General features: G+C 44.4%; 25 protein-coding genes and 3 pseudogenes. 8 read left to right on the forward strand and 20 right to left on the reverse strand.

Annotation, left to right across the window (positions count from 1 at the left end; all coding sequences use genetic code 11):
* The first annotated feature begins 96 nt into the window (after positions 1 to 96).
* Genes PaeBR_RS14125 through PaeBR_RS14135 form a run of 3 tightly spaced genes read left to right on the forward strand, consistent with a single transcriptional unit; the run spans position 97 to position 5005 of the window.
* Positions 97 to 1833, forward strand: a complete 1737-nt coding sequence (locus tag PaeBR_RS14125; protein WP_410511217.1) for a sensor histidine kinase — start codon at positions 97 to 99, stop codon at positions 1831 to 1833.
* A 22-nt stretch (positions 1834 to 1855) separates the two neighbouring features.
* A complete protein-coding gene (locus PaeBR_RS14130; protein ID WP_410511218.1) occupies positions 1856 to 3478 on the forward strand; it encodes a response regulator in 1623 nt (540 codons plus the stop codon).
* Positions 3479 to 3484: 6 nt separating this feature from the next.
* Complete coding sequence (locus PaeBR_RS14135; protein ID WP_410511219.1) at positions 3485 to 5005, forward strand: ABC transporter substrate-binding protein; 1521 nt, start codon at positions 3485 to 3487, stop codon at positions 5003 to 5005.
* 64 nt (positions 5006 to 5069) lie between these two features.
* Here PaeBR_RS14135 and PaeBR_RS14140 read toward each other — a convergent pair whose 3' ends face one another.
* Positions 5070 to 5378: a hypothetical protein gene (locus PaeBR_RS14140; RefSeq protein ID WP_410511220.1), complete on the reverse strand. Its 309-nt coding sequence runs from the start codon at positions 5376 to 5378 to the stop codon at positions 5070 to 5072.
* A 140-nt stretch (positions 5379 to 5518) separates the two neighbouring features.
* Positions 5519 to 6040, reverse strand: a complete 522-nt coding sequence (locus PaeBR_RS14145) for a DUF3189 family protein (protein ID WP_410511221.1) — start codon at positions 6038 to 6040, stop codon at positions 5519 to 5521.
* Positions 6041 to 6233: 193 nt separating this feature from the next.
* Here PaeBR_RS14145 and PaeBR_RS14150 point away from each other — a divergent pair, with 193 nt between their 5' ends.
* The gene (locus PaeBR_RS14150) at positions 6234 to 6827 is read left to right on the forward strand and encodes a YdeI/OmpD-associated family protein (protein WP_410511222.1); all 594 of its coding nucleotides are present in this window, start codon (positions 6234 to 6236) and stop codon (positions 6825 to 6827) included.
* Between the two features lie 175 nt (positions 6828 to 7002).
* Here PaeBR_RS14150 and PaeBR_RS14155 read toward each other — a convergent pair.
* A pseudogene (locus PaeBR_RS14155) lies at positions 7003 to 7125 on the reverse strand (aldo/keto reductase); the annotation flags it as partial.
* Between the two features lie 150 nt (positions 7126 to 7275).
* On the opposite strand from PaeBR_RS14155, the gene PaeBR_RS14160 reads away from it, so the two are divergent.
* A complete protein-coding gene (locus PaeBR_RS14160; protein WP_410511223.1) occupies positions 7276 to 7458 on the forward strand; it encodes a hypothetical protein in 183 nt (60 codons plus the stop codon).
* Positions 7459 to 7515: 57 nt separating this feature from the next.
* On the opposite strand, the gene PaeBR_RS14165 is transcribed toward PaeBR_RS14160, so the two are convergent.
* The 4 genes from PaeBR_RS14165 to PaeBR_RS14180 all read right to left on the reverse strand — a co-directional run bounded on the left by PaeBR_RS14165 (position 7516) and on the right by PaeBR_RS14180 (position 11168).
* Entirely contained in the window at positions 7516 to 8715 is a 1200-nt protein-coding gene (locus PaeBR_RS14165; protein WP_410511224.1) for an MFS transporter, read from the reverse strand.
* 27 nt (positions 8716 to 8742) lie between these two features.
* Complete coding sequence (locus PaeBR_RS14170) at positions 8743 to 9723, reverse strand: aldo/keto reductase (protein WP_410511225.1); 981 nt, start codon at positions 9721 to 9723, stop codon at positions 8743 to 8745.
* 245 nt (positions 9724 to 9968) lie between these two features.
* Complete coding sequence (locus PaeBR_RS14175; RefSeq protein WP_410511226.1) at positions 9969 to 10739, reverse strand: DODA-type extradiol aromatic ring-opening family dioxygenase; 771 nt, start codon at positions 10737 to 10739, stop codon at positions 9969 to 9971.
* A gap of 24 nt (positions 10740 to 10763) precedes the next feature.
* A complete protein-coding gene (locus PaeBR_RS14180) occupies positions 10764 to 11168 on the reverse strand; it encodes a DoxX family protein (protein WP_410511227.1) in 405 nt (134 codons plus the stop codon).
* A 146-nt stretch (positions 11169 to 11314) separates the two neighbouring features.
* Between PaeBR_RS14180 and PaeBR_RS14185 the strand changes: the two genes are divergently transcribed.
* Positions 11315 to 11866 (forward strand): helix-turn-helix domain-containing protein, encoded by a 552-nt coding sequence (locus tag PaeBR_RS14185; protein ID WP_410511228.1) that lies wholly within the window; start codon positions 11315 to 11317, stop codon positions 11864 to 11866.
* Positions 11867 to 12356: 490 nt separating this feature from the next.
* Here PaeBR_RS14185 and PaeBR_RS14190 read toward each other — a convergent pair whose 3' ends face one another.
* A complete protein-coding gene (locus PaeBR_RS14190) occupies positions 12357 to 12533 on the reverse strand; it encodes a hypothetical protein (protein ID WP_410515185.1) in 177 nt (58 codons plus the stop codon).
* 161 nt (positions 12534 to 12694) lie between these two features.
* Here PaeBR_RS14190 and PaeBR_RS14195 point away from each other — a divergent pair, with 161 nt between their 5' ends.
* Positions 12695 to 12973: a DUF3784 domain-containing protein gene (locus PaeBR_RS14195; protein WP_410511229.1), complete on the forward strand. Its 279-nt coding sequence runs from the start codon at positions 12695 to 12697 to the stop codon at positions 12971 to 12973.
* Positions 12974 to 13087: 114 nt separating this feature from the next.
* On the opposite strand, the pseudogene PaeBR_RS14200 reads toward PaeBR_RS14195, so the two are convergent.
* From PaeBR_RS14200 to PaeBR_RS14235, 8 genes and pseudogenes are all read right to left on the reverse strand, one after another.
* Positions 13088 to 13216 (reverse strand): annotated as a pseudogene (locus PaeBR_RS14200) (aldo/keto reductase); the annotation flags it as partial.
* Positions 13217 to 13282: 66 nt separating this feature from the next.
* Complete coding sequence (locus PaeBR_RS14205; RefSeq protein WP_410511230.1) at positions 13283 to 13627, reverse strand: NAD(P)H-binding protein; 345 nt, start codon at positions 13625 to 13627, stop codon at positions 13283 to 13285.
* A gap of 61 nt (positions 13628 to 13688) precedes the next feature.
* Positions 13689 to 14081, reverse strand: coding sequence for a MerR family transcriptional regulator (locus tag PaeBR_RS14210; protein ID WP_410511231.1), 393 nt, complete (start codon positions 14079 to 14081; stop codon positions 13689 to 13691).
* Between the two features lie 47 nt (positions 14082 to 14128).
* Positions 14129 to 14542, reverse strand: coding sequence for a cupin domain-containing protein (locus PaeBR_RS14215; RefSeq protein WP_410511232.1), 414 nt, complete (start codon positions 14540 to 14542; stop codon positions 14129 to 14131).
* A gap of 29 nt (positions 14543 to 14571) precedes the next feature.
* Positions 14572 to 15444, reverse strand: coding sequence for an MATE family efflux transporter (locus PaeBR_RS14220; RefSeq protein WP_410515186.1), 873 nt, complete (start codon positions 15442 to 15444; stop codon positions 14572 to 14574).
* Positions 15439 to 15680, reverse strand: a pseudogene (locus tag PaeBR_RS14225) (MATE family efflux transporter); the annotation flags it as partial. The gene PaeBR_RS14220 and the pseudogene PaeBR_RS14225, both read right to left, overlap by 6 nt.
* A gap of 278 nt (positions 15681 to 15958) precedes the next feature.
* Positions 15959 to 16999 carry an NAD(P)-dependent alcohol dehydrogenase gene (locus tag PaeBR_RS14230; RefSeq protein ID WP_410511233.1) on the reverse strand — a complete coding sequence of 347 codons (1041 nt, stop codon included), beginning with the start codon at positions 16997 to 16999 and terminating at the stop codon, positions 15959 to 15961.
* A 180-nt stretch (positions 17000 to 17179) separates the two neighbouring features.
* Positions 17180 to 18157: an aldo/keto reductase gene (locus PaeBR_RS14235; RefSeq protein ID WP_410511234.1), complete on the reverse strand. Its 978-nt coding sequence runs from the start codon at positions 18155 to 18157 to the stop codon at positions 17180 to 17182.
* A gap of 195 nt (positions 18158 to 18352) precedes the next feature.
* Between PaeBR_RS14235 and PaeBR_RS14240 the strand changes: the two genes are divergently transcribed.
* A complete protein-coding gene (locus tag PaeBR_RS14240) occupies positions 18353 to 18901 on the forward strand; it encodes a TetR/AcrR family transcriptional regulator (protein ID WP_410511235.1) in 549 nt (182 codons plus the stop codon).
* Between the two features lie 163 nt (positions 18902 to 19064).
* Here PaeBR_RS14240 and PaeBR_RS14245 read toward each other — a convergent pair whose 3' ends face one another.
* The 4 genes from PaeBR_RS14245 to PaeBR_RS14260 form a co-directional block, all read right to left on the reverse strand.
* Positions 19065 to 19709, reverse strand: a complete 645-nt coding sequence (locus tag PaeBR_RS14245) for a TetR/AcrR family transcriptional regulator (protein WP_410511236.1) — start codon at positions 19707 to 19709, stop codon at positions 19065 to 19067.
* Positions 19699 to 20277, reverse strand: a complete 579-nt coding sequence (locus PaeBR_RS14250; RefSeq protein ID WP_410511237.1) for a hypothetical protein — start codon at positions 20275 to 20277, stop codon at positions 19699 to 19701. The genes PaeBR_RS14245 and PaeBR_RS14250 overlap by 11 nt, the downstream gene beginning before the upstream one ends.
* 405 nt (positions 20278 to 20682) lie before the next feature.
* On the reverse strand, positions 20683 to 22692 hold the full coding sequence (tkt, locus tag PaeBR_RS14255; protein ID WP_410511238.1) for a transketolase: 2010 nt from the start codon (positions 22690 to 22692) through the stop codon (positions 20683 to 20685).
* 23 nt (positions 22693 to 22715) lie between these two features.
* The gene (locus PaeBR_RS14260) at positions 22716 to 23984 is read right to left on the reverse strand and encodes a PTS ascorbate transporter subunit IIC (protein ID WP_410511239.1); all 1269 of its coding nucleotides are present in this window, start codon (positions 23982 to 23984) and stop codon (positions 22716 to 22718) included.
* Positions 23985 to 23987 lie beyond the last annotated feature (3 nt).

The following is a 23987-nucleotide window of genomic DNA, read 5'->3' on the forward strand; positions in this document are numbered from 1 at the left end:
ACAAAACCGACTTGTTCCAAGTTTCTATTTTAGTTCATACCCATTTCAATTATATTAAGTACTAAGACATTCCTTAGTAAAAGGCAGGCCACAGCTATGACCAAACCTAACATTCAGCTGTTCCGCTCCATTCGGTTTCAACTTGTCGCCGGATTTCTAATCGTCATTGTCCCCTTAATTTTTCTTCTGATTTATAATAATTTTTATGCTATCGAAGTTGTACGCAAACAGACCGCCGTCACTCACCAAACAACGATGGAACTTTTTATGAATCAAATGGACAACAGCTTGGAGGAAGTCGACCAATACTTGTATTCTGCTGCTGTACAAGAAACTGATTTGGCATACCTTCGGCTGTGGGAAGGCGATAATCAACAAGACTACAATAAAGCCAAGATAAGAATGTACAATAAGTTAAAAACAGACCGCAACCGCTTTAGTCAGGTTGATTTATTTTTCATCTATTCTCCAGCCAATGATGATTTGATTAAAACGTCTTTAAGCGCCTATTCCTTCGCTGAACGGGAAATTATTGCAGCACAAATACGACAACTGTTTGAAGACAAGAAGAAACTGGATTTTAACCAGGAGAAATGGTCCGTCTTGAATTCCACCCAGCAGCATTATTTCTTATGCCGTATCATCTATACGGAAGGGGTCTATGTCGGGGCACTTGTCAGAGCGGATCAATTGCTCATTCCATTCCAAAACATCAGCCAATCGGAGCGAAGAATAACTTTACTCACTACAGATCAAAATCTTCCGATGAATGACCTGGACCTTGTCTCTGAAGAATCAGGTCTGGATTTAGAATTTGGAGACAGCACCTATAAGTTAACAGGAACCGCTAACCGTTATTTACTAATTGGCACTCCATCCGAGAAAGGAAATTTCAATGTTGTATCATTAATTCTCGACAGCTCCATATTGGAACAGCTGCCTTATTGGCAGAAGCTTTTTTCCATAATCTCTGCAGGAGCGGTTGTTCTGGTGCTTCTATTTCTGGTCTTCCTTCGAAAGATCATTCTTTCACCGATAAGAGATATGGTTGCCGCTATGCACCGGGTATCCTTAGGAATCTGGGGATCGCAAATCAACAACAAGCCCAATTCACTTGAGTTTGAACTTATGAACAGAACATTTAATAATATGGCTAATCAAATAGAAACCTTAAAAATCAGTGTCTATGAAGAACAACTTAATCATCAACAAGCCGAACTCAAGCATCTGCAGTTACAGGTAAATCCTCATTTTTTCCTAAACTCGCTGAACATTATTTACAGTCTGGCCAGGGTGCAGGATTATGCGTTAATTAAGGATATGACGATGTATCTGGTCAAACATTTCCGTTATACCCTGCGCAGCAGCATGTCGATGGTAAGCTTGAAGGATGAACTGGATCATATAGTTAATTATTTAAAAATCCAGGAGATGCGTTTCCCCGGTCAATTAACCTTTGCCATTTCCGCTGAGGAAGCTGCTCTCGAGCAATCCGTTCCACTCCTTATTATTCAGCCTTTTGTCGAGAATTCGGTTAAATACGGTTTCGTCATGAATCAACCCCTTCATATATCCGTCGAAGCGGCTGTCACCCATCATGAGGGGCTCACTTACACTAGCATATCTATACGGGATAACGGCAAGGGTTTTCCAGACGAGGTGCTGGCTCGAATACAAGAGGAAAAGCTTCATAGCAATGAGCATGGAGAGCATATTGGGATATGGAATGCCCAGCGCAGGATCCGTCTTGCTGAACCACTTCATTCCGGCATAACCATCTCCAATGGTACAAATTCGGGCGCCCACATCATGATTAAATTACTGCAAAACTAACAAGAACAAGGGGGTACCGCAGGTGCAATTACTAATTCTGGATGACGAATTGCATGCCATTCGAGGCATTGAAGCGGAACTGGATCAAGAAAAACTAGGAATTTCAGTCCTTCATACGGCCCTTCATGTCCATCAAGCAGAAGAAATATTCCGAAATTTCCCTATTGAGATTATGATCTGTGATATTGAAATGCCTGAAATCAACGGCCTTCAATTTATGGTATGGGTCAAGGAGCATTATCCGCATACGCAGTGCATTATCCTGACTTGCCATTCTGATTTTAGCTACGCCAAAGAAGCTGTCCACCTCGGAAGTATCGAGTATTTGCTCAAGCCTTCCACAACGGAAGAACTGGAGAACGCCATTCGTAAAGCGGTTGAACCGCTCCTTAGAGCCCGTGAGCAGACTCAGTTTCATCAAACCTATCAGAAAGCATATGAACTATGGAATAAACACCAGCCTTTACTTATTGAGCGCTTCTGGTCCGACCTCATCAGCGGTAATATCCCTGCCCGCCCCGGTGATATACGTGATGCTGTGAAAAATTTGGCAATAAAAGATCAGCTTGATAAATCGTTTGTTCCTGTGTTTATACGAATCGATCGTTGGTACAAGAAATGGACCGAGCGGGAAGAGATGATCCTTCAATATGCACTCTTAAATGCAGCCAACGAATGTATAGCGGTATATGCGGGGGAGGGTTCAACGATTCCATTAAATAATGGAGGTTTCGCAAGTATACTAATGCTGGATCCGGATGACTTGAATCTGGAGCCGCTAGCAGATGCCTGCTCAACTTACATTAGCTCCTGTAATCAATATTTTTACTGCGACTTGACTTGTTTTATCGGACCACCTGTTGCCATTCACGAATTGCCAAACATGCTGAAGAAATTGAATGAATCTTCGCAAAATCAAGTATGGTCTCGGAATAAAGTTCACTTGTATTATGAAAGCGGACATGAAGATATCTTTACACTTTCCGTACCTTCGATGTCCCCTTGGCAGGAAATGCTGCAAGCCGGGCACAGGGAGCTGCTGGAGGCTAATCTCGAACAGTTCTGGAACAAGGTATCCAAAGAAGGCCGGCTAGACAAAGCCTATTTGGAATGTTTTTATCACGATTTCCTTCAAATGGTCTATTACACACTGCAGTTAAAGGAATTGCAAGCTCATTTAATTTTTGCAGAACCTGAGATTTCCAAGTTTGCTTCAGCCGCCACCCGCTCCGTATTTCATCTGCAAGAGTGGATTCATGTTGTTATTAAACAGTCCATTCTTCACATACATTCGGCTGGAGAAACTAAAAATGTGGTCAGCAAAGTGCAGAAGTATATGTCTGATCATCTGGACCGAAACTTGACAAGAAAAGATGTTGCTAATTATGTATTCTTAAATCCTGATTATTTAGCCAGGATCTTTAAGAAGGAAACAGGCTTCTCCATACTGGATTACTTAATGAAGGAGCGTATAGAAGCGGCACGAAAGCTTCTGATCCATACCGATCTTCCCGTCAGTACGGTAGGTGAACGTGTGGGCATCCCTCATTTCTCTTATTTCTCTAAACAGTTCAAGAGACATATGGACATGAGTCCTCTGGATTATCGTCAGCATAATCGCTTGCACACATTGAAAAACGGGTGACGAACTATGAAATGGACCAAAAAATCTTTTAAATCACCGTTTTTTACGGTTAGTCTGCTAATCGTTTTATTTGCAATGTCAGGCTGCTCCGTTCTAAAAGGCAAAGAGCCGTCGGCCCCTTTCGCCTCCGATGATTTACCTGAGATTATATTCGCTTATAGAGAAGATCAGCCAAGCCCGGATTTACCGGAAGTAGAGCAAGAAATCAATCGTATGGTGTCGCAGAAACTGGGGGCAAGAATACGCCTGCTCCCCGTTCAAAAGGATAATTATTACCAGCAGATTCAGTTAATGATGCTCAAAAAACAAGCGATTGATTTATTTGTGACTACAAATTCATCCATAAACAACAGCATGATTACCAAAGGTCATGTATTACCCTTGAATCATCTCCTCCAAGAGTACGCGCCGGATCTTCTAAACTCGATCAAACCCGAGATACTAAGCATCCTTAAGGTGAATGGCGAGCTTTACTCTATTCCCAATATACGAGATTGGGCTGCCGGAGACGGGATTGTAATGCGCAAGGATTTGCTAGATAAGTACCACTTTCGTTTAGATGAACTTCGTACACTGGATGATTTGGAAATAATATTTCAAACCATCAGAACCAAGGAAATAGGCATCTATCCCCTTGTCCCCTTACACAATCCTTCTATTTATTACGGAATGAGGAGATGGAGCTATGATGGCCTAGGCGACAGAGTGGGCGTGCTTCCCGACTTTATTCATAGTCTGAAGGTAGTTAATCTCTTCGAGACGAAGCAGTATGAAGAGGATATCCGCCGAATAAACCGATGGTATAATGCCGGATACATCCCCAAGGATGCTGCTGTCAGTACGGATAATGGGAGAGAACTTGTCAAGACGGGTACAGGATTTGCTTATTTCTCGTCGATAAAACCAGGTGTAGAAGAACAGGAATCACGCTTAACGGGTATGCCTATGGTTGCAGTGCCTTTAACCGATCCGGTTATGACTTCAGAAACGATCAAGGTCTTCGGCATGAGTCTAGCCGCTCATTCCGAGCATCCGGATATTGCCATGAAATTTATCAATCTGTTGTATTCCGATGCCAGTCTTTTGAATTTGCTTAACTATGGAATCGAGGGAAAACATTATATTAAGGTAAAGGATCAATCGATTGCTTATCCTGCCGGTAAGAATATAAACAACGTGGGATATTGGTTTAGTAATTACGAAGTTGGCAATCAATTTCTCACTTATATCTGGGAATCTTATAAGCCTGATATTTGGGAGCAAACTGCGCTTTATAATCAAGAGGCCAAGCCTTCCAAAGCGCTGGGATTCTCCTTCAACGCCGATCCCGTACGCACCGAAATGTCAGCCATACAGGCTGTTCTCAATCAATATTTGGACGGACTTGAAACCGGAACCTTAGATCCAGATGAGACATTGCCCGAGTTCCGTGCCGCTCTCCGGACAGCGGGTATTGATAGAGTTATAAAGGAGAAACAGAAACAACTGGATATCTGGTCAGCTCAGCAAATCAAAACTAAACCCTAGTTAACAAAATAATGATATGAAAAAAAAGAGCCCGGAAAAACGGGCTCCTCTTAAATCAGACTTACTACCCTTCAACTACATCCGCTTGCAGATCAGTTGCAATTTCAATCATTTTGGGAACTATAGCTTCGTTTGAAATAGCTACATATAAATCTCCCATGAATAGCCGGAAAGGGATTTCCGCATCCCCATGCTTCCACATAAAAAAGTCCCCATCAATGGACATGATGCTGTCTGGTCCTTTAATGGTGAAAACTTGTGAGTACGTAAAGTCGGGTTTGGACGCAAAATAATGTTCGCACTCTTCCAAAGAGATAGATTGCTCCATATTGTTTTCCTGCATCGACCGTGTTAGACGAAAACGCTGATTCATTAATAAGCCTCCAAAGTTGTTTTTTTCTACAAAACAACATTTTCTCATTCCCTGAGGTCACTGTCAAAACCATGCATGTCCATTCTTGTCAGAAGATCTTTTCTGATTTTATTTTAATGGCATCTTGTAATTTCAAGCATTCAAAATATTTTATTATCAAGCATAACCAATTTTTCAGTCGAGTTTTTCGCTGTGCTTTTGGTAGTATGTACTACTTGTATGATGTTTTTATAAGTTTGCTTTGACCCTAATATTAATAATGGTACACCAATAAAGTCAATTTTTAGCCAACGGGAAAGGAACCCCCCTATGGTCATGGAGAAAGGCACTGTCGGGGAAGTATTAGATAGGATTATTTTTTCTTGGAGTACATTTTCCTTATAAAGCATTTCGATCAAATTGTATATTCCTGGAACAAGGATTTTGGATCTGCCTCTACCCACGGTATAAACTCTATTCCCTTCTTCATCAATTCCGTGAAAGTACAACTTCCCCCTATCCTTAGAGGTTAGCTTGTTGAAATTATGAGAATGTAATATTTCATGCGTTGTTGGTTCGCGATTTTCATCTAACTTTTTCAAATGATACGCAGCAGCCAAGGCCGTAGTATGTGTACCCCCAAAATCGTTATAATAACTGGAGTACCTCCGGATGGAACTCATAAAATAAAAAGCCGCGACCAGCGCGGCTTCCAAGAGGCATAACGACAATAATCTTTCCGTTTCAGTTCATACTAACTCTAACACTTTTTTTACGCCGAGGCATAACTGAAAACTGTACAATCCATAAATAAGCAGTACAATTGAACCTATAAGACGCAGATACGAAATAAGCGATGAAGAGGGGTGTTCCTTGATGACAAATAGTAGAATGAATCCTAAGGTTGATGAATATTTAAGTAAAGCCAAAAAGTGGCAGGAAGAAATTGAGAAATTGAGAATGATCATTCTTGACTGTCAGCTGACCGAAGAATTGAAGTGGGGTGTTCCTTGTTACACGTTTCAGAAAGGAAACATAGTTTTAATACATGGATTTAAAGAGTACTGTGCGCTTCTGTTTATCAAAGGTGCCTTGTTAAAGGATGCTCATGGTATTCTAATCAAACAAACGGAGAATGTACAAGCGGGGCGCCAGATTCGGTTCACCAATGTTCGAGAAATAGCTGAAATGGAAACCATCTTGAAAGCCTATATTTATGAAGCCATTGAAGTTGAAAAAACCGGTTTGGAAGTGGATTTTAAAAAGAATACAGAATTCATAATTCCTGATGAATTTCAAAATAAATTCGATGAAATCCCTGCCTTGAAAACTGCTTTTGAAGCATTGACGCCCGGACGGCAAAAAGCATACATTCTTTATTTCTCTGAACCCAAACAATCCAAAACTCGAGAGTCACGTGTTGAAAAATGTATGCAGCAAATTCTGGGTGGAAAGGGATTAAATGTTTAGTGCGAGCATGCAAACCTAAGCAAGCCAAACCATAATCGAAGCAGGTAACTTTTTATTAGCTTGCTTTATCTACGATGAATCCGCCCCCTCTCCAAACAAGAACGCCCAATCTCATGGACTGGGCGTTCTTGGCATTTTTCTTATATCAAGCTTTCCAACGTTACTGATGCCAACTGGCAGCTGCCGCATCCTCAAGATGGGACATTTTTATGGCACCACCGACAATAGGGGCTGATACCGGTGCTTTCTGCAGCAGCCAGGCAAGTGCGATTTGAACACGGGGAACACCGTGTTGTTCGAGGATAAATTTGACCTGTTGGATAAGCTCATTGAGGAACATATCAGCGAACTGCGGGAATTCTGCGAATCGGAATCTGAAAAGGATTCTGCAAAACAAAAGATGACCTGGTTCGAATACTTTGAACGGAATTATTTATTCTTTTCCGCCATGTTAACCAGTAAAGGAGCCCCCTTCTTCCGAAGCCGGTTTCTTGAATTTGTCATCGAGGATATCAGGAATGGATGGGAATTGACAGAGGGAAAAAAGCGCGGATTAAGCGAAGAGATTATTCTTCAGTTTATCGCGCCAGCTTACGTAGGGATCGTGGAATGGAATGCCTTATCCACCTAATGTTATGGAAGAACAAGTGGGGATTTTATTGGAAAGCAATCTGACATAAATCATCCGTTATTTCGAAACCGCGTCAACAATTTCTTTCGAAGGAAGAGGATTGGTGTTCAGAGGGTTCAGTTCTTTGTTGTTCAACAAACGTTTCACAAAGAAAATGAAAAGCAACAAGGAGAACGCTACTGACACTGCGCTGACCGCAAACAATACTTGGTAGCTTGTGTACTGGGAGACCCAGCCTAGCATGATCGCACCTAGCCCGATGCCAAGATCATTAGCAGTCGATATAGAGGCGTTGGCAACCCCTATGCGGTCCGAACGGGCCAGACGTATCGTTGCCGCTTGAAGAGCCGGCTGCGCGGAACCGAAGCCAATACCATATAGAACCGCCGATACAAGCACGCCGATCAAACTGGTCGAGAGGCTCATGACAATTAATGAACAAATCGAAATCACAAGTGCCGGTACAATAACAAACACCTCTCCGTATCGATCGGAAAGTTTCCCCGAAATGGGGCGGCTGAGTGCAAGTGTTGCAGCAAAGGCCAGAAAGAACGCGCCGGAATTGACCTGTATCGAGTCCGCGAACAGTGGAACAAAGGTGGTAATGCCGCCATAAGCGACAAACAGAAAAAAGACGGATGCCGCGATGGGCATGACCGATTTTTCGAACAATTCGATTCTCCTTGCGCCCGATTGCGGGCGAAAAGGCATTTTTGCACCAACCATTAGAAGCAGCGCTGCGGTAGAGAGAACCACGGCAAATAAAAACAGAGCGCTGAACGATAGATTCTGTGTAATCCAGATGCCGAACATCGGGCCGATTGCCATAGCCAGGGTCATGGACGTGCTAAACCACCCCATCCCTTCTCCGCGGCGTGCCGGCGGGATCATATCCGTAATCGCCGTGAGAATGGAGGTTGTGGAAACGGCCCAGCTCATCCCGTGTAAAATTCTAAGCCCCATTAGAACGACGATTCCAACGATCCAGTTATACATATACATCGCCAAGATGAAGAGAAGCAGTCCCCAGACAATAAATGGACGCCTGCCGAATCGATCCAAGAGCCCACCGACAATGGGTCGAAAAATAACGGCAGACAGCATAAACGCGCCCATCGCCAGACCAACCTGCGATTCGTTGCCTCCCATCTGTTTAATGAACAGCGGCAAAGTCGGGTACAGCATATAAAATGCGTTAAATAGAAATAGGTTTCCTATAGTGATTAGAATAAATGGCTTCGTCCATAGGCGTTCCACGTTTTATTCCTCCTATCACACTCACAATTACTGGTGCCCGACTATCCGGTGAGGTACATACGGTTCTTCGAGCGACGCCATTTCTTCAGGTGTTAACGTAATGGAAAGTGAAGCTGCCGCATCCTCAAGATTGGATATTTTTGTAGCACCGACAATAGGGGCTGTTACCGGTTCTTTCTGCAGCAGCCAGGCAAGGGCGATTTGAACACGGGAAACACCGTGTTGTTCTGCGATAGCCGCAACCTGATCTATGATTAATCGATCGGTATCTGCAGTCGCATCGTATTTTTGTTTCGCAATTTGATCGGTTTCGGAACGATGCGTTGTTTCCTGTGGATCTCTTGTTAATCTTCCTCCTGCAAGCGGGCTATATGGAATCACGCCGATTTGTTCAGCTTTACAGAGAGGCATCATCTCTCTCTCTTCTTCACGGTATATGAGGTTGTAATGATTCTGCATCGATACAAACCGGGTCCATCCATTGTTCTCGGCTACATGTAGGGCCTTCAAAAACTGCCATGCAAACATGGCAGAAGCACCTATGTATCTTGCCTTCCCTGCCTTCACCACATCATGCAAGGCTTCCATCGTCTCTTCGATGGGCGTATGGTAATCCCAGCGGTGAATCTGGTACAAATCCACATAGTCTGTTCCCAGACGTTTTAAGCTTTTATCAATCTCACTCATGATTGCTTTTCGGGAAAGTCCGGCACCGTTTGGACCTTCATGCATGCGGCCATGAACTTTTGTCGCGAGGACGATTTCATCCCGATTGGCATAATCCCTGAGTGCGCCTCCAAGAATTTCCTCGCTTGTTCCGTTTGCGTAGACGTTAGCCGTATCAAAAAAATTGATTCCAAGCTCCAGGGCTTTTTTAACAATTGGACGACTGCCCTCTTCATCAAGCACCCATTTATGAAACGAACGCTCTGCCACACCAAAGCCCATACAGCCAAGACACAGCCGGGATACATCCAAGCCGGTATTTCCAAGTTTCACATATTCCATCTGATAGATTCCTCGCTTTCCAATAGCTATTGTTTCCTTCAAATGCAGTTTACTCCTTGAAGTTAACTCCAAGTCAAGCGATTTTAGTAACTCACTATCAAAATAGCAATCCCCCTACAAGGTTTCCGCTCATTAACCAACTTCGATTGCTGCAATACAAAAAAAACCGCAGCAATGGAGAATATTTGTCTCTCCACTGCCGCGGTAGTCATTAGTGTCATCCGATCCGTACTCTTGCACTCCTCTTAATTAAATTCCCAATAGCTTAAGCTCAGGCTGCCGTATTGATAGCTGCGGTGAAGCAGCTTCGCCTTACGGTTAGAGTCACCGGTTCCCATCGCAAGAAGAAGCGGAATAAAGTGTTCACTCGTCGGTACGGCTTCTTGGGCATTAGGAGCCAGTTCACGATATTGAAACAACGCCTCCGTATCCCATGTCTCGAGTTTACTCTGGAGCCAGTTGTCGAACTGCTCTGCCCACTCATCAATTCCTTCGGACTGCCATTTCAATCTTCCTAGATTATGAACGGTTCCTCCGCTTCCGATGATTAGAACATCCTGTTCCCGAAGCTCTGCCAACGCTTTACCAATTTTATACTGCTGCTCGTTCGGCAGATTTCGGTTCACGGATAAAGCAACCACCGGAATATCCGCATCCGGATATAACAGCTTTAGAACCGCCCAGGCTCCATGATCTAATCCTCTGCTCTCATTCTGAACGCTCTGAATACCGTGCTTTAAAAATAACGACTGAACCTGCCCGCTCAGCGGGCGATCGCTTTTGGCCGGGTAGGTCATTTCGTAAAGCTCATCCTGAAATCCGCCAAAATCATAAATAGTATCATACGTTTCAGCAGCACCGACGGTCTGTACCGGCTCCTCCCAATGAGCGGAAAAGAGCACGATCGCTTTCGGTCTGGGTGTATGATCCTTAAAGTTCTTTAGCAATTGTGCATATTCATTATCCTCAAGAACGATCGACGGGGCGCCGTGTGCGAAAAAATAGGAAGGCATCATGTGGCTTCTCACTCCTTATAATAGTTATGCGCTGCGTTTGTTCTTAATAAGATGGTCAACCGAGAGAGACGTCTCATTGGCAACAGCCAGATACAACGAAACCAATATATATCCAAGGTCCAGCTCATAACCAGCCATTTGACCATTGCCAAGAAGTCCGGCCGATAGCTTCGTTGTGACAATCGCGCCGATTAGCATGACGATAAACAATGCGGATACGTAACGAGTAAACAACCCCACAATAAGCATAATACCGCCCACAAGCTCAAGCACCGCCACGAGATAAGCCAATGATCCCGGAATACCTATAGAACTAAACCATGCATCAACATTGCTTAGTCCCATTTGGAACTTGGCGATCCCATGAAACATAAATATGATTCCCATCACCACACGCATAATCATTGAAACAACTGCTGTCTTTGTCATTTGTATTCTCTCCTCCATAAATTATTAGTAATAAAAATTTAAATTTTATATGAGTAATTTAACGCAGATCACATTGACTTGTCAATAGGAAAATTGCTAATATTAAAATATGTTACGTATTACAAATATTTAAGGAGTGTATTCAAATGGATATCGGCTCCACCATACGATCGATTCGGAAGCGTAAGAATATCACCATCGCTCAAATTTGCGATGCAACCGGCCTGTCCCAAGGCTTTATGAGCCAGGTTGAAACCAATAAAACCTCGCCCTCCATTTCAACACTGGAGAACATAGCACTGGCGTTGAAGGTGCCCTTAGCATATTTGCTTTTAAAGAAAGAGGATCGAATGGGTATTGTCCGGAAGAATGAACGCAGAATCACAACAAGCGGGGCAGAAAATCTAAAGGTGGAGCACCTGAGCTCCACAAAGAACGTAAGGATGAGACTCGTAGAGTTCCCTCCTGGCGCTTCGACGGGAGACGAACCACATGCGCATGAAGGCGAGGAAGTCCATTTAGTGATTAAAGGGAGAATTTACGCTGAGCAAGGGGAAGATGCAGCCGAATTTGGAGAAGGGGATTCTTTTAGCTGGAATGCATGCACGCCTCATGTGGTAAGAAATATAGGGGATGACACAGCAATCGTGCTTATATCCATCTATACAGAGAACGAGAGTGAACGGGATCTTATCTAAATATGTATAGGGCAGCCCGGAGTCATTCCTTTCGCCGAGCCGTACATCGTACGTACTTGAACACTCTGGCAACCCAGCCCTGAATGTTCGGTTCGGATCGATTAACCAAACCATACGTAGACAGCGAAGACCAGCACAATAGAATCCTTTTCGCCTATTATCCGGATTCAGAATCTCTTGATACGAGCAGTTGAATTGACAGTTGGAACTCGCTTTCGATATGAAAAGATGCGGGATCGTGTCTGCTGGCTCTGCTCTTTGGCCCCTCTGCCCGCTGACAATGATATTCGGTAAGCGACCGATAGATGTCAATCCCGACACGCAGCCTTCTCTACAACTCGCAAAAGCAAAAAAACGATTGCCGCGATGAAAGGTTCATCTGCAGCAATCGTTTTTCAGTTCAATTAAAAGTTGACTGCCACCAACCGTGAATTTTTCACCAGATTCCAACCCGGCAGGTATTCCTTGGTGTTCTGCAGCATCTCCTGCATCAGAGCTCTCGCGTCCCGACCCCGATGGACACAAGCGGATCGGCCGAGAAGGCACGGAAAGCAAGATTCCCATCCTGGTGCAGGCCTGCCTGCAGCGTGGTTTCCTGATTGGCGACATGGCGCAGAACCAGCGATTCAACCTCTGACGGCAGCCGGCCGGCGGCAACCGGCGTGATCCGGTAATACCCGTCTTCTAATCCGTACCAGTTCGTCTATACTGAACATTAGTGGGTGGATTACAATAGAGGATATAATAATTTGCTTATTAGTTTCACTACTAATTGCTCTATATGTAGTCCCAAGCATAACTAAAAAATTCTAATTAGGGGGATATACGATGAACTATGATTTAATAATCGTAGGCGGGATTTTACTTATCTTAGGTTTTATAATCGGTATTAAAAAGCAGACATGGCTGCTTTCAGGATTTAATGAAAAACGTGTCGCGGATAAAAATAAGTTATCGATTTTATTAGGTGGATATTATGGAATAATGAGCATTCTGTTTTTAGCAGCAGGGGTAACATCATTCCAACATACACAAATTTTATTCACTATTTTGATTATAGGCTTCGTCGTACTTATCGTTTATGTAAATGTGAAAATGGTTGATTAAGTCAGCTATATACTCGGCTGCTGTTTTCGTCATTATAGAGCCTTACGGAACCTACACTTAGAGGCCGGTCCTCTTCTCCATTTCCTCCGTATATCTTGCACCCATCAAAATAAAAGCGTCCCGGATTAGCGAGATCATCTCCTGCTTGTCCGAAGCCGGACCAAAGCCGTAGCTCATTCCCATGCAGCCGAGCCCGATAGCTGAGACTTCCAATCCGCTGTTGCCTAATGTACGTTTTTCCATTGTAAGACCTCCTATATATTTACATAGTCCATACGTCAAGTCGCTTCTCAGTAATCGGCCATCTTATTAAGGTTTGTTCACTCCAAGGCTGCGGCGAACTTCCAATTGAGGCGTTTCAGCCAATTTAACAACCAAGTCGGCAACACTGTTGCACGATACGACTCCCCCTTTGAAAGGCTCGCCTTTCTGCGTGGTCTCATAGTCAATTTCGTCTTTTTGGGTAAACCATGCAGGTCTCAAAATCGTATAGTCGAGATTGGAGTCTTCAATGATTTCAGCTGACTTTCGGTAGGGATCCAATATACTGCGATATTTCTGCCCTGGAACTTCATCATAAATTCCCATGGAGCTGATAAAAATCAGACGTTTAACACTTGTCGCATCCATTGCGTCCACGATGCTTTTCGCCATTTGCGCCGAGGATCAGAACTTTCTTCAGATGCAAAACTCCCTTTTATATTTCTTTTTAAAATTATTGCATCGGTCTTCTTAGTGTTTTTTCTGTTTCACCTATAGTCTGCTCATACGTTGCAATTTTGGAATCCAAGCGTTCCAATGTTTTTTTCATAACTTCCATCCTTGTGACGAGCTGTTTGCGTTCCTCGATTAAAAGGTCTTTTCTTGCCTCGGCGGTTTCATCTCCCTGTTGAAACAGGGCAACATATTCAATCAATGACTCTATCGAAAGACCGGCATTTCGCATGCATATGATAAATTCAACCCACCTGCAGTCTTCCTCCGAATAATCTCTGTTTCCGCTTTTGTTGCGATTCACATGAGGAATCAGTCCGATCCGTTCATAATAACGGAGTGTATCCTGTGATACATCAAATTTCTCACTTGCATGTTTAATCGTCATCGCCATAATCGCTTCACCTCCCAGTTTCCGAAATAATATGTGATAACTTTAAATTATACTAAATGGTTATATTCTTCATCCGTTACAGGTTCAAGCCACTCGGTGTCTCCATTTTGAACATTAGTACTTATCGCAATATGTGTAAACCAGCTATCCGGTGACGCACCATGCCAATGTTTCACATCTGGGAGGATTTTTACTACATCTCCTTCATGAAGCTCCGTTACCGGTTTGCCATCTTCCTGATAATATCCTTTGCCGCCGGTAACAAGCAGAATTTGGCCGCCTGGATGTATATGCCAATTATTTCTTGCGCCTGGTTCAAAAGTTACATTGCCTATCGGGCAATTCAAAGTGCTGTCATTAGTGACCAGCATCTCAAGCCATGCCGCCCCTCTGAAATAGTCATTCGTAATTTTCTCTCCTTTTGGAAAGATTACACTTTCAGACAAATTGGGTCTATTCATATTTATTCTCCTCGTATATAAATTTTTTGTTAAATGGCATGAAACTTAGTCCACTTTCCGCTTATATACCGGTGAAGAAAGAGGATTGCCTTGACAATCCAGTCCATAAACATAGCTATCCATGTTCCAAACATTCCCATATCAAGATAAATCCCCAGGAAATACGCCAAGGCGATACGGCAGAGAAACATGGTCAACATTCCGACAATCATTGGGAATTTGGCATCTCCAGATGAACGGAATGTCACAGGTAAGGTGTAGCCCAGCGGCCAAATGAATAGGGTGAATGCTGCATGCCACCAAACAATCTGTGTCGTGAGTGATGTTGCGGCTTCGGATAATCCATAGACTTTTAATATGACCGGGAGTAAAGCAAGCACCAATGCACAGCTTATTACATGTGTCACATACACAATGCCCATAATCTTTTTTGTATAATATTTCGCCTGTTCATAGTCTCCTGCGCCGACACATCTTGAGATCACTACAGTCAAACCAAGACCAATGGCTATACCCGGCAGCACTTGAAACATAACAATCGTGCCTGACACCGCATTTGCTGCAATGGCTGCAGTACCAAAGGATGCAACAAGACTTAGAACAATAATTCTTCCCAGATAGAACAGACCATTCTCCAATCCATATGGAGCACCAATGCTTAATATCTTTCGAATCATTGACCAGTTAAATTTGTGTTTTAAACTTTTCTTTATATATATGGATTGATTCTGGTTAAAAGCCAATGTGATAATTATAACCGCAGCCGCAATACGTGATATCAAAGTCGGTATGGCAACACCTGCAGTACCAAAGTGGAAGCCGTAAATGAGGACCGCATTGCCAGCTGCGTGCGCTATGTTCATCGCCAGCATCACCTTCATGGGCAGTTTTGAATTACCCATCGTACGGAATATCGCAGCTCCTGCATTATATAGTGCAAGAAACGGAATGGATAAGACTGTAATCATCAGGTAAGTATTCGCTTCCCTGCGTACTTCATCTGTGATCTGTCCATATACTGACCTGCAATGACTGCACCTCCGGTAGCAAGAGCTGCGAACAAACTAATGAGCAATGCCATGACAAAATCCACTAAAGACACTCCGAAAACGGCTGCTTCACTCACATATGCTACCATGATGGAGTCCGCTAATCCCACCAGAAATTCTAAAAACTGCTCTATGATCAGTGGCAAAAATAATATGGATAAATCCCGGTTCGTAAATAACTTTTTTGCTGCTAAAGCTTGCTGAGCCAAATAAAGTCCTCCGATCAACTATACTGCTCCGAATTTCTTTTTTTCAGATTTGATTCTCCCCTGCTTTTCGACTTCACTAAACAAAAGATGGGTCAACCAATTTGCTTTGGCTAACCCATCTTTCATTACAGCAAGATGGTAGAAAAGATTTTTAGCAATTACAAAGTAGACATGTCAATGACAAATCGATAACGCACATCACTACGGAGAATACGCTCATACGCTTCGTCTACTTGTTCTGCATCAATCACTTCAATTTTAGGGGCAATGCCGTGCTCCGCGGAGAAATCGAGCATCTCTTGGGTTTCCCGAATTCCGCCAACAAGTGAACCGGCAATGCTGCGGCGGCTCAGGATTAAGGAAAATACATGATACTTGTCCGGTTCGCTTGGAGCGCCGACATTTACAAGCGTTCCGTCTACACGAAGCATAGATAAATAGGCATCTACATTTAGATTCGAAGATACTGTATTTAAAATAAGGTCAAAACGACCCGCCAATTCAGTAAATGTAGCGGAATCGCTGGTTGCATAGTAATGATCTGCACCGAACTCCAGAGACTCACTTTTCTTACTCATGGATTGGCTGAGGACCGTTACTTCAGCACCCATGGCATGCGCATATTGAACCGCCAGGTGGCCGAGACCGCCCATACCCACAATAGCAACCTTTTTGCCTGGGCCGGCGTTCCATTTTTTCAAAGGAGAGTAAGTGGTGATGCCTGCGCATAATAGCGGGCTTGCCACATCCAATTCCAGACTGTCCGGAATGCGGACAACAAACTCTTCCTTTACAACGATTTTTTGGCTGTATCCGCCGTATGTTAGATCACCGTTGTAGTCATATGAATTATACGAGTTGATAACACCTTTCGTACAAAATTGCTCCTCACCAACAAGGCAGTATTCACATTCTCCGCAGGAGTCAACAAAGCAGCCGACGCCAACTCGATCGCCGACAGCGAATTTTGTAACTTCTGTTCCGACTGCTGTTACGACTCCGGCCATTTCATGACCAGGAACCATTGGGAAGATTCCGCCTCCCCATTCATCAAAAGCGTTGTGAATATCGGAGTGGCAGATGCCACAAAACTTGATATCGATTAAGATGTCGTTTGATCGTAAACCTCTACGCTCAATCGTTGTCTTTTCAAATGGTGCTTTTGCACTTGGAACACTTAGTACATGGGTTTTACACATTTTTTCTCCACTCCTTAGTTTCTGATAAGTAAGGCATAAATAATGAATGTTAATTCATTAATGAATCACTGTTTATTATTATACGGAAATCCAGGGTGCTTACAATTGTTAAATGAACGCAATTTGTTTATTACTAGACAAACCAATCCATAATGTTAATTATCTCCGGAAAAATCCAGCTTAGATGCCTGCAACCGGATGCGGGACATATGGCTCCTCAAGGCTTGCAATTTCATCTGCATCCAGCTTCACCGACAATGCTGCAACGGCATCCTCCAGATGGTGAGGCTTGGTTGCACCGACGATCGGTGCGGTTACCGGCTCCTTTTGCAACAGCCACGCCAGCGCGACTTGCGCGCGAGGAATGCCGCGTTTGGCGGCAACTTCAGCCACTCTCTCCACGACCTTGCGATCAGCATCGGCCATTCTCGAATAAAACGCTTTTCTGACTTCGTCGTTCTCGGACCGGGCTGTCTTCTCATCCCAATCCCGGGTCAAGAGGCCCTTCGCAAGCGGACTCCAGGGGATGACGCCAATTCCCTCTTCGCGGCAAAGCGGCAGCATCTCCCTCTCTTCTTCCCGATACAGTAAATTCAAGTGATTCTGCATGGAGACAAACTTTGTCCAACCGCTCTGTTCGGCGACATGCTGCGCCTTCAGGAACTGCCAAGCATACATCGAGGATGCTCCGATATACCTTGCCTTGCCCGCCTTGACGACATCATGGAGCGCCTCCATTGTCTCTTCAATGGGTGTCGTGTAATCCCAGCGGTGAATCTGGTACAGATCGACGTAATCCGTGCCCAGTCGTTTAAGACTGTTATCAATTTCAGTCATGATGGCCTTACGGGATAATCCCTCTCCATTTGGGCCGGGGTGCATACGGAAGCGCACCTTTGTCGCGATGACAACCTCCTCACGGCGGGCGAATTCCATAAGTGCACGTCCGGCAATCTCCTCGCTTGTTCCATCAGAGTACATATTCGCCGTATCGAAGAAGTTAATGCCTAGTTCAAGCGCTCTTTTAATAAAGGGTCTGCTTTCCTCTTCATTCAGCGACCATGGTGCATTTCCGCGTTCGGGTACTCCATAACTCATGCAGCCAAGGCAGATTCGTGAAACGTCCAAACCGGTACGTCCGAGCTTTACATAGTCCATTCGACAATCCCTCCTCTGTTTTTTATTGGATAAGCTACATAAAGAAGTCTACACTCTGGAGTTAACTCCAAGTCAACACCCAATATTTCAATTAATAATAACTATTGATAAATTAATGAACTATTGTCTATAATTATAAATATGTACAGGATTTACGCAATTGTTTATTATCTTAAGAAAGTCTGGTGACATCGGATGTCTAAAGTAGATCGAAGAATACTCAAAACGCAAGAAGCATTAAAGAAAGCCATTATTGAACTAATGTCTGAAAAAAATTTCGATGATATTACTTTACAGGATCTATCCGACAGGGCAAATGTTAGCCGAGGAACGATCTATCTTCATTATATGGATAAATACGATTTACTGGACAAGCTCATAGAAACCCATATCAACGAACTCCGGCAAAGGTGCGAAGCGGCAGCTGATATGGATTTTATAAGCGGGTCGCTGATCTGGACTGAATACCTTGAAAGTAATTACACCTTTTTTTCAATGATGTTAGCAAGTAAAGGAGCCCCTTACTTTCGAAATCGGTTCGTTGAGTTTCTGGTTGAAGAATTTCTGAATGAGGTGGATGTGACGAAAGGAAAAAACCAGGGGTTAAATAAAGATCTTACCGTTAGATTTGTGGCAACGGCGTATGTAGGAGTAATGGAATGGTGGTTTACGAATGAAATGCCAATCCCACATCAAGCCTTAGCTGAACAATTGGGAACATTGTTAGAGAGGATTTGCGACTAGATCACAAATCGCCGCCCATATTTTCAAGGTACCTTTACCTTTAAAACAAAAGTAGACGGCTATCCCTTAACTAGCTTTTCAGGGATAGCCGTCTACTTTTCATGCTGCGTGCTTAAATCCAGACTTCACTCACCCTCTATTGATCAGCGGACGCAAGATGAGTTTAATTCACTCCAGTTGGCCGTGTTAATGCAAACATTAAGTCAAGATGGGTCTGGTAAGCGTCCGATAATGATGCTGTTCCTATCATACCCGTATAAACCTGAAATGGAATACCGTAAAACAACGTCAGCAAGTGATCGACGAAATCAGGTCTAAGGACATCAGTGACATCTGTTTCATTTGCATAATGGAATAGAATGTCACGCAGAGGGAGAATTTGCACCTCTAAGCTATTCACATTGTTCCCCGAGATGAGATAACGCTCATACGCCATTAAGTCTTTTTTGACGGGAGGCTCCTTCAACTTAGAATAATACTGCAACAGAGCCACGAGAATTTTGGACGCGCTAGGAATTTCTGAAGCGGATTGAAACACATGGCGGATTCCTTCCTCGCCTTGATACGTACCTGCCTGGACCTCAATACTGCGCTGGCAGCACCAGCGCAGTACAAAATAATCCAGTACCTCTTCTTTGGAGCTGAAGTATCGGAAAAAGGTCATTTTTGAAATACTTGCTTGTTCACATACATCCTCCACTCCGATTTCATGAAAAGGACGAAGCTCCAGGGAGATAAGGAATGCATCTAAAATGGACACCATGGTTTGAATCTTTTTCCGTTCACGAAGTGTAAAATTATTGTCCAAAATGGCCACCTGACTTATGCTTAATAATTTGAATAAACCGTACAACCAACAAGAACAACAATACAACATAATACGCAGTAGATAACACGCTTTTTAATACAGTAAAAATACTCGCTGCGGACGCTGCCCAAATGGAAAGTTCAGCAGACTGTCGTAACATAATTATAATCATTACATTCTCCATGTAGTCCATGAATCCAGCTATTAAAGGCAAGCAGATAATATAGGAAGCGTTCCGTATCTTTTTTCTTACAAGTAAAGCAATGAAAGCGGCTCCAGTCAAGCCCATGCAACCAGGATAAAGGAAGTCCAACGGAAGCTGGCGTGTCAAATAAACCGATATCCCCTCTTCACCAAGATTATTGATCAAAGTTTCGGCATAGCTGAAGGTATAACCAAATGGCTTAAGATCGAAAATCATCATACCATTTGCGTACTCTTCCACTGCAGGAATCGTCAAACCTAACATGAAAAAGTAAACGGTGTACGTTAAGACAAATAGAATAATGGCTCTCTTCCAGGTCGCTCTGGCAGCAATAGCAGCCGCAACTTTGTTCAATAAGTTCATGGGATCGCCTCTTTACTCATTATGTGTTACTCAAGTAACAATTTATACCTAAGCAACACTATTGTCAAGTCCATTTACGGGTACTGATATATGTAAAGTGGACACGGAGCTCAAGACCTAGCCCTTTATCGAGCACAGGGCACATTAGTAAGGGGAACTGCCATTGGCTAGGGGCAGACGTAGTCGCGGCGTCAGGTAATGGACGTTCTAGGAAACCTGCGGGTGATGGGTAAGCCCAAAAAAGCGATTCTGCTAACGGGACAAGTTCTTGTACCAATAAAATAGAAAAATCCGCGCTAAGCGCGGATTCCAAAAGGTCTATGTTCTTGTTCCCTTACAAGCGCCCACAAAACTCCGGTACAAGTATTTAAACAATCACAGCCGATTCTCTGCTTCTTTTAATAACTATCCTAACCTATCCAATAACCCCTTCACTTTCGCTACCACATTTTCCACGCTAAATCCGTATTCCTTCAAGACTCTGGATTCAGCACCCGACGCGCCGAAGCTGTGAATTGCCAGAACTTCACCATCGGGGCCTACATAACGGTCCCATCCCAGGGAAGAGCCCATTTCGATGGCTAACCGGGCCTTTACCGATGCCGGAAGAATCGAGTCCCGGTATTCCCTGGACTGGGCCTCGAACCGGTCCCACGACGGGAAGCTGATTACGGATACAGCAATATTTTCTTTTGCTAGTTCACTCCGGGCTTCCAGCGCCAGCTGTACCTCAGAACCCGTCGCCAATATAAGTGCCTGTGGAGTTTCTGTTTCGGTGCCAGCTACTACATAAGCGCCCTTTCGGACACCTTCGTAGGCCCGTTCCTTTGTCCCGGGAATCGTAAGAAGATTCTGGCGTGACAGGATCAATGCTGTCGGTGTTTCGGTGGATTCCATGGCGATTCGCCAAGCGGCCACGGTTTCATTGCCATCCGCCGGACGGATGACGCTAATATTGGGCATTGCCCTTAGCGAAGCCAGTTGCTCAACGGGCTGGTGGGTAGGACCGTCCTCACCTACCGCAATGCTGTCATGTGTGAACACGTACGTGACAGGCAAATTCATCAGGGCTGCCAGGCGGATCGCCGGACGCAGGTAGTCGGAGAAAACAAAGAAAGTACCACCGAATACCTTGAGACCTCCGTGAAGCGCCATTCCATTTAAGGCTGCCCCCATGGCAAACTCCCGCACACCAAACCAAATGTTGCGCCCGGCGTAATGAGAGGCGAAAAAATCACCGGCGTCTTTTAACGTTGTTTTGTTGGAGCTCGCCAAGTCGGCAGAGCCGCCAAAAAATTGCGGAACCGCTTTGGCAATGGCGTTTAGGGCTTCACTGGAAGATGCACGTGAAGCCAGGCTCGTTCCAACATCATAGGACGGCAAACTCTCTGTCCAATCTGCGGGCAGGCGGCCTTGAATGGAATCATCCAGTTGTCCTGACAGCTCAGGGTATTCCTGCCGATAGGCAGCATACAAGGCCTTCCACTCTTCTTCCTTCTGTTGTCCCGCCTCGGTTACAAGGGAGCGGAAATGGCTGTATACCTCTTCAGGGACATGGAAATCTTCTTCGAACGTCCATTGATAGGCCTCTTTGGTTAATCTTGTTTCCTCTATTCCCAAGGGTGCACCGTGCACATTGGATGTTCCTGCAAAGTTTGGCGATCCGTATCCAATAACTGTTTTGACTTCAATTAAAGTGGGACGGTTCAAATCTTCCTTTGCTTGCTCAATCGCTTTACCGATGCTCTCCAGATCATTTCCGTCTTCTACACGGATGACTTGCCATCCGTAGGCATGGAAGCGTTGTTCCACGCTTTCAGAGAAAGCGTGCTTTAATTCCCCATCGAGACAAATGTCGTTGGAGTCATATAACACCACAAGACGTCCCAACTTCAGGTGAGCCGCGAGCGAAGCCGCTTCACCGGATACGCCTTCCATTAGATCTCCATCACCGCAGAGGGTGTATGTGAAGTGGTTAACCACTTCGTAGCCCTCTTTATTATAGGTTGCTGCCAAATGACGTTCCGCCATTGCCATTCCGACGGCCATAGCAATCCCTTGTCCCAGAGGTCCAGTAGTAGCTTCAACACCGGGAGTGTGTCCGAACTCGGGATGCCCCGGTGTTTTGCTGCCCCATTGACGGAAGTTCTTGATCTCTTCTATGGGCAGATCGTATCCAGATAAATGCAGCAAGCTGTACAATAACATCGACCCGTGCCCGGCAGATAATACAAACCTGTCCCTGTTGAACCACTTTGGATTCCCGGGATTATGATTCATATGCTTCACCCATAATTCATAGGCCATGGGAGCGGCTCCCATCGGCAAACCCGGATGCCCGGAGTTGGCCTTCTCTATGGCATCTATGGATAGTGTTCTAATCGTTTTAATAGCAAGCTCATCATGTAAATTCACTTTTCAGTTCCTCCATTTGCCCATCAAGATGCTCCAAATATCTTCAAAATTCCCAGAATAATTATGCCGACGACTCCAAAATCCGAGTCACCAAATGTCGTTCCGCTGAAACCAACATCGCCGAGGAAGACCAGCAAAATGGCCGGCAGAAAACTGATAATAATTCCGTTGGCAAATGAGCCGAGTACCGCTCCGCGTCTGCCGCCGGTAGCATTTCCGAACACCCCTGCCCCGGCACCAGTGAAGAAATGCGGCACCAAGCCGGGAACAATTACACTTAACCCCACTACAGGGAGAATGAACATCGACAGAAGCCCCGCTACAAAGCTGGCCAGAAATCCGATAATTACCGCATTGGGCGCAAAAGGAAAAACAGTTGGAATATCCAGCGCAGGTTTTGTATTTGGCGCAATTTTTTCAGCAATCCCCTTGAATGCAGGAACAATTTCAGCAATCAGCATACGTACGCCGGCGAGAATAATATATACCCCGGCAGCAAATGTGATCGCTTGCATTAAGGAGAAGACAATGAAATTTGAACCGCCCGAAAGCTCGGATTCAATGTATTCCGGGCCCGCAAATAAGGCCACGACAACAAAGAAGATCGCCATAGTAAGGGAGACAGCTACTGAGGTATCCCTCAGAAATCCAAGAGATTGCGGAACTTTGATTTGTTCTGTTGTTTTTTCCTTATTTCCGAACCTTTTTCCGATCATCGCGGAGGTGAAGTATCCAATGGAGCCAAAATGGCCGATGGCAAAGTCATCGCTTCCGGTAATCTGCCGTACAAACGGCTGCAGTATAGCGGGAAACACGACCATACACAGTCCCAGAAGAATAGCGCCAACCAGGATCAGCGAAACGCCTTCCAGTCCTCCAACGGATAAAGTAACCGCAATTAAACAAGCCATGAACAACGTGTGGTGACCGGTTAAGAAGATATATTTTAGCGGCGTAAACCGGGCAAGTAAGATATTAACAATCATTCCAAAAACCATAATAAGAGCCGTGGAAGTACCAAAGCTGCTCTGTGCAGCGGCTACAATAGCTTCGTTGTTGGGGATAACGCCCGAAACTTTAAATGCATAATTAAACATTTGACTGAATATGTCGAGCGCGCCAATCAGAACCGTTGCTCCTGCTCCAATAATCACAAAGCCCATGATCGTTTTTAAGGTGCCGGAGACGATATTGGCCGCAGACTTGCGTTGCAATACCAATCCTATTAGAGCAAAAAGCCCTACTAATATGGATGGTGTACCCAGAATATCTTTCATTATCAGCTCTAACATCAT

Source organism: Paenibacillus sp. BR2-3, from assembly GCF_046529485.1.
GTDB lineage: Bacteria > Bacillota > Bacilli > Paenibacillales > Paenibacillaceae > Paenibacillus_AQ.